This is a genomic window from Terriglobus sp. YAF25 (assembly GCF_052113305.1).
GTDB lineage: Bacteria > Acidobacteriota > Terriglobia > Terriglobales > Acidobacteriaceae > Terriglobus.
Genome location: NZ_JBFRCY010000390.1, coordinates 1 through 4274 on the forward strand (window position 1 = coordinate 1; position 4274 = coordinate 4274).

General features: G+C 58.2%; 4 protein-coding genes. All 4 read left to right on the forward strand.

From position 1 onward, the window contains the following. On the forward strand, positions 1-278 hold a 278-nt coding region (locus tag AB4043_RS16245; RefSeq protein ID WP_442307523.1), incomplete at its 5' end, for a hypothetical protein. 85 nt (positions 279-363) lie between these two features. Next, entirely contained in the window at positions 364-1785 is a 1422-nt protein-coding gene (locus AB4043_RS16250; protein ID WP_442307524.1) for a tetratricopeptide repeat protein, read from the forward strand. A gap of 29 nt (positions 1786-1814) precedes the next feature. Further along, positions 1815-3434 (forward strand): GH35 family beta-galactosidase, encoded by a 1620-nt coding sequence (locus AB4043_RS16255; RefSeq protein ID WP_442302673.1) that lies wholly within the window; start codon positions 1815-1817, stop codon positions 3432-3434. 119 nt (positions 3435-3553) lie between these two features. Next, positions 3554-4274 (forward strand): multiheme c-type cytochrome (locus AB4043_RS16260; protein ID WP_442307525.1); only part of this gene is annotated, 721 nt, incomplete at its 3' end.

Here is a 4274-nt window from a genome sequence, read left to right on the forward strand (position 1 = left end):
CAGCGGCGTTGCCGTATCTTGGTTCGCCACGTAACTCGGTCCGAGGCCCGGGCTACCAGCGCGTCAACGGTTCGCTCTTCAAGACCTTCAACATCTGGCGGGAGTCGACGACGCTCCAGCTTCGTGCTGACTACTTCAACCTGCTGAACACGCCCGCCTACGGCAACCCCGATGCCAACATCGGATCCGGTGGCGGACAAATTACCTCAGCCCGTAGCTTGGGTCAGTTCACCCCAGACTCGCGGTTCTGGCAGTTCGCGGGCAAGATCAACTTCTAACCTGCGGTTTCATACAATGATGTGCAGCCGGACCATGAGTTCGGCTGCACATCGCAGTCTTAAGCCATCAAATTTTCCGGACCCTGTGAGATCTGTTTCAAAAGCCGCCGTGCTTCTGCTCTGCTGTGTGCCTCTGACGTTGCATGGACAGACAACAGCGAAACATACGGTGCATCCCGCGACCTGTTCCCTTTCGCCGGCAGATGCCGCCCTGGCTCGCAACGCGCTCGAAAGCTATAACAAGGGTGATCTGGAACAGGCAAAACCCCAGCTTATAAAGCTTGCGCAGACCTATCCGTGCCAAACGGAACTTCAGGCCGYCGCCGGGATGGCGCTGGCAGACTCCGGTGACAATGCGGCTGCATTGCCGTTTCTGGAACGTGCTTATACCCGCAGCAGAAGTGATGCTGCCATCGCTTTCAACCTCGGCGTTGCTGCGATGAAGTCCGGAAATACGAAGCATGCCGAAGAGATTTTTAGCGACCTGGTAAAGCGCGCTCCCGCAAAGTCTGACTACCGCCTGGCGCTTGCCGCAGTGCAGATGCAGCGGGAGGAGTTCGCGGCTGCTGCCGTGTCCTTCGAGAAAGCGAATGTGGTGTTGCGAGCGGTCAACGCTCCGGTAAGTTTAGACATGCGGATCGATTGGGCGACGGCCCTACTGAAGAACGGGCAGCCGGCCAAAGCAAAGGATCTGCTCGCAGACCCTGAAGCTCTCAAGTCCGCACCCGCGCAAGAGATCCTTGCGGAGTCCGAGGAGAAGGCAGGGAACTACACCGAAGCGGTGAAGCACTTTCAGCTTGCTGCCCAGCTTGATCCCTCCGAGTCCATGATCTTCGGCTTCGGTAACGAGATGTTGCAGCACTGGAGTTTTGGCTCGGCGATCGATATTTTCAAGTACGGAGTTTCAAAGTATCCATCCAGTGAGCTACTGCAGATGGGGTTGGGCATCGCTTACTTTGGCAACCACAGTTACGATCTGGCTGCTCAGCCCTTTCAGGCGGTGCTGCGGCGCTCTCCCCAGAACGCCACTGCAGCGGAGTTGCTTGGCAGAAGCTGCGAGGTTGCATCCAATGCCTCTGTTGCCGGCTGCGATACGCTGCAGGCCTTTGCCGACGCACACCCTGAGAATGCAATGGCATCACTCTATGCCGCGAGCAGCATTCTTCATCAAGCAACCGATACTCGCGACACCGCAAGAGCGGAGCTGCTGTTGCAGCACTCCCTGAAGGCGGACCCCCGGCTTGCGGACGCCTGGTATGAACTGGGTGTGCTGCAGCAGAGCAGAAATCAATGGGATGAAAGTGCGGCATCCCTGGAGCATGCTGTCGAGCAGCGTCCCGCATTTCCTGAGGCGCACTACCGTCTCTCACGCGCCTATGCACGTCTCGGAAAAGGGGACAAGGCACAGACCGAGCTCGCATTACAGCAGAAGTACGCACAGCAATCCAAAGACGAAAACAACCGGCGCATGCAGGAAGTGATTACCTTTCTGACTGCCAAGAACTAAACCCATCTTTTTCTGACAGGAGCTATCGCATGCCTATCTCTGCCACTCGCCTGACCCTCGCGCTTGCAGCCACGCTGGCATTTGTCCCGCAGGCCGCACCGCAGGCACAGGCAGTTCCAGCGCCGAAGGTTGTTGAGCAGGACGGACGTCACGCCCTTCTGGTAAACGGTAAGCCATTCCTGGTACTGGGAGCGCAGATCAATAACTCCAGCACATGGCCTGACACCATGCCGCAGGTCTGGCCCGCGCTGGAGCGCATGCATACCAACACCATCGAAGCCCCGATCTATTGGGAGCAGATGGAGCCGGCCCCGGGCAAGTTCGATTTCTCCTCCGTGGACATGCTGGTGCGCCAAAGCCGCGAGCACAACATGCATCTGGTCATTCTGTGGTTCGGCACCTGGAAGAACGGCAACATGCACTATGTGCCGCAATGGGTGAAGGAAGATCCGAAGAAGTACGCACGGGTGATCAATCGGTCCGGTGAACCTCTGGACGTGCTCTCCGCACAGTCCCGCACCAACCTCGATGCCGACAAGCGGGCCTTTGCGGCGATGATGCATCATCTGGCAGAGATCGACAGTAAGGATCACACCGTGATCTTTGTGCAGGTCGAAAACGAGTCCGGCAACATCGGCACACCGCGCGACTTCTCTGAAGCCTCGAATCGCGAGGTCGCCGGCGCCGTTCCCACTGATCTTGTCAACGCGCTGCACAAACAGCCCGGCACCTGGTTTGAAGTATTCGGCGGTGATGCGGATGAGGCCTTCCAGGCCTACTATCAGGCTCGCTACGTCAATGAGATCGCCGCAGCCGGCAAGCACGAGTTCAACATTCCCATGTACTGCAATGTCTGGCTGGCCTATCCCATCGGAGAGCTTCCCGAACGCCAGGTACGCAACCCAGGCATCGGTTATCCCTCCGGTGGGCCAACCGTAGCGATGCTTCCACTCTGGAAGGCTCTTGCACCGTCGATCGATGTCATCGGTCCGGACATCTACTCCGACGATCCTGGTTTCTACAAGGGTGTGCTCGACGCCTATGCTCGCCCGGACAATGCACTCTGGATTCCTGAGACCGGCAATGGCGACAGCTACGCGCCCTATCTGTTCCAGGCTTTAGGCCATGGAGCCATCGGTTTCTCGCCGTTCGGTGTGGACGAGACCGGTTGGACCTTCGCCAAAGATGACGGACCGAAGGCTCACACCCGGAACTATGCTCTGCTGGGACCGATGGCGGATGAACTAGCCAAACTCAACTTTGAAGGAAAGCTGAAGACCTCGGTGGAACTCCCCGGCCAGGCCGAGCAGGAGCTCGACTTCGGTCCCTGGAAGGCGTCCGTACGCTTCGGTTTCCCGCAGCAGGACGGCCGCCATGCACCCGGCACTCCTGACCACTCCGGCCGAGCTCTCGTCGCACAACTTGGTCCCAACGAATTCCTGGTAACAGGCGTCGAGTCCAGCGTTGCGTTCCACGTTCCCGATCGGCTTCCGGGACTCCGGATGCAGATCCTCAGCGCCGAAGAAGGCGAGTACGTCAATGGAGTGTGGAAGGCGAAACGGTTGTGGAACGGCGATCAGACCGATCGTGGCCTGAACTTCCACCGCAGCCAGAACACCGTTGTCCGAATTCGTCTAAGCACCTTCTGAATGCCCAATGGAAACAATCATTTCGGAGATTTTGGAATTGATCTCGACACAGGTATCCCGGTTTTGATAACACACTGCACAAGTACGCGTATGACCGTCTCTGAAAGGTGGTGGCTAGCATGAAGCAGCGCCTTTTCTCCTTGCAAGGTATTGGCCTGCTGCTCACCGCGGCAGCCGTTCTCCCGTTGGGGATTGCGGTCGCGTTGCGTGGCAGCAGCGGCAAGGTTTCCGCTGCGACCGAGGCAGAGACCGCTGCTGCAAAACGGGCGGCGTACAACGAGAAGGTTAACGCGAACTACAACGACCGCTTCAGCCCGGAAAGGCACTTCCTGCCTTCACTGATGACGACGGACACGGACCAGTTCATCGACCCCAAGGACTTCCCAACAGCACAGTACTGTGGACGCTGCCATAAAGAAGCTCAACATCAGTGGCGTGAGTCCGCGCATTCCAACTCCAATCGGGCGCCGTGGTATCTGCGCAACGTGGACATGTTGAAAGACACGAAGGGCGTGGAATACACACGTCATTGCGAAGGCTGCCACGATCCCGTTGCCATGGTGGCCGGCACGCTCACGCAGGGTGCTGACAAACGCCGTCCCTTTGATGCCGATGGCGTTACCTGCTCCGTCTGCCATTCCATCCAGAAGACTGACACCCGCGGCACCGGCTCCTACGTGCTTGCCGTTCCAGCTGTACTCGTGGATGAAAACGGAGCCCGTATTACCCGCCAGGTCTCCGATCTTGAGATCCTTACGCATCTCGACCGCCACAAGGCGGCGGTCATGCAGCCTCTTTATAAAACTCCAGAGTTCTGCGCCGCGTGTCATAAGGCAGCTC